1 protein-coding gene is annotated in these 1,445 nt (G+C 52.9%); it reads right to left on the bottom strand.

The window, feature by feature from the left end; all coding sequences use genetic code 11:
* Positions 1–32: 32 nt before the first annotated feature.
* A protein-coding gene (locus CKW24_RS27640) for an IS3 family transposase (protein ID WP_095172051.1) occupies positions 33–1,396 on the bottom strand; the annotation gives its coding sequence in 2 pieces (ribosomal slippage) (positions 33–931 and positions 931–1,396; 1,365 coding nt in all).
* Positions 1,397–1,445: the final 49 nt, after the last annotated feature.

Here is a 1,445-nt window from a genome sequence, read left to right as displayed (position 1 = left end):
TGAACTGCCCCCCGAAAGTTGGACAGGGGACGCTATTGATTTAATGCCTGGGTCCGAAATTGTACCGGGCTCAAGCCATTCAGTCTGAGGCTTATGCGGTCTTGGTTGTAGTAGGCGATGTAATCCTCTATGCCTGATGCCAGCTGCTCCACACTCTCAAATGATTCCAGATAGAAAAACTCGCTCTTGAGCGTGCCGAAAAAGCTTTCCATGGCGGCATTGTCCAAGCAATTACCCTTGCGCGACATGCTCTGCTCGATGCTCTTTTCGGCCAGCATGTGTCGGTAGGTAGGCTGCCTGTACTGCCAACCCTGGTCAGAGTGCAGTATCGGTTTGTCCCCTTGATTCAGTCGCCCGAAGGCCTTTTCCAGCATCGTCGAAACCATCCTGAACTCGGGACGTCGGTTGATCTGGTAAGCCAGGATCTCGCCGTTGTACAAATCCATGAGAGGCGAAAGAAACAGTTTCTGCCCCTTCACCTTGAACTCCGTCACGTCGGTTGCCCATTTCTGGTTAGGGGCTTCTGCCTTAAATTCGCGCTTTAGTAGATCAGGCGCAACAAGCCCTTCAGCACCTCGGTAAGAGCGATATTTCTTCACTTTGACCAACGACTTGAGGCCCATCATCTGCATCAGCCGCTGCACCTTCTTGTGATTGATCAACTCGCCATTGTTCCTAAGGGTCTCGGTGATGCGGCGGTAGCCGTAACGCCCCTTATGCCCGTGATAGACGCTGCGGATGCGATCTTTAAGGTCGGCATGCTTGTCGGTTAGCAGTGTTTTGCTTTGGTAATAGAAGGTGCTGCGTGCAAGTCCCGCAGCACGTAGCAACAGAGCAAGTGGATACTCATGCCTCAATCCTTGGACGGCCTGCGTTTTTTTGGCTGCGCAGTACGGGGATCCGCTTGGATTAAGGCATCGAGCTTTTTTAGATAGGCATTCTCCGCGCGCAGATAGGCCAGTTCTGCGAGCATTTGTTCAGAGGTCAGCTCTGCGTCCGCAGGAAGAGCAGGACTTGCTTTGGGTTGCCTGGAAGGTTTGCGGGGCATGCTGGACTCTTTAAGACGATGCGGTTGTAGTGCTTCTACGCCACCTTCATCGTACAGCTTTCGCCACTGCCTGATACTACTTGGACCACGGATATCAAACCGTATACAGGCCTGCTGGTCCGACAGTCCGTCTTGTTCGATGCACTGCAAAACCTTCAATTTAAACTGGGCATCGTAACGGCTGTACTTGGCAATCAAGCCAGAGGCGCCGTGCTTTTCAAAACCCTTGACCCAGCGCCGCAGCAGCGATGGACTCAAGCCATGCTTGAGGGCCACCTCATGAACGCTACTGGCAGACAAACACTCTTCAATCAGTGATTGCTTGAGTGCTAGGTTGTATTTCGTCATGGAACACCCTCCCGAGGGGTCAGGTGTCCAACATTCGGGGGGCAGTTCA

This window comes from Pseudomonas sp. Irchel 3H3 (assembly GCF_900187635.1).
Taxonomy (GTDB): Bacteria; Pseudomonadota; Gammaproteobacteria; order Pseudomonadales; family Pseudomonadaceae; genus Aquipseudomonas.
The sequence above is the reverse complement of the archived record's forward strand: the minus strand, read 5'-3'. Positions and strand labels throughout refer to the sequence as shown.